Annotated in this window: 1 protein-coding gene; it reads right to left on the bottom strand. The window is 27.1% G+C overall.

Features of this window, described 5'->3' with window-relative positions:
* On the bottom strand, nucleotides 1-506 hold a 506-nt coding region (locus tag ACT3SX_RS15515), incomplete at both ends, for a hypothetical protein (protein ID WP_444761869.1).

The following is a 506-nucleotide window of genomic DNA, read 5'->3' on the forward strand; positions in this document are numbered from 1 at the left end:
AGCTTTTAAGAATTAAAACGATAGGTTTGCTAGAAGAGTTTAGATTGCCAATATATTTTTGAACTTTGGTTTTTAGCTCTTTAGAAGCATCTGAATCTTTTATAAGTTTTCCTATTTTTTTTATATCATGAAAGTCATAAATTTGATCGATATTCTGAAATTCTTTTACATATTTTAGACTCAATGCCTCAATTGCAACACTTAAAATGAGAACATTATTTTCAATATCTGTTTTATAGTTATATAAGCGATACCACCATGTATATAAAGGACTTGAAAGTTTAGATTCGTTTTCTAAAAAATAATTAACATAATTTGATACAAAATTATCAATATTTCTATTATCAATATGGCTAGATGGTATTACACTTGAAGAATGGCTACGGTTCTTTCCATAACTATTGATTTGCAAGGTAATCGAATCGGATATCTCGTCATATTTTTCTTCTATAGTGTAGTTTATTAAGTGAAAACTGATAATGTTTATTGCTTCACTGACTAGTTGG

Origin of the sequence: Psychrobacter sp. AOP31-B2-9 (genome assembly GCF_052378005.1) — a bacterium.
Classification (GTDB): Bacteria; Pseudomonadota; Gammaproteobacteria; order Pseudomonadales; family Moraxellaceae; genus Psychrobacter.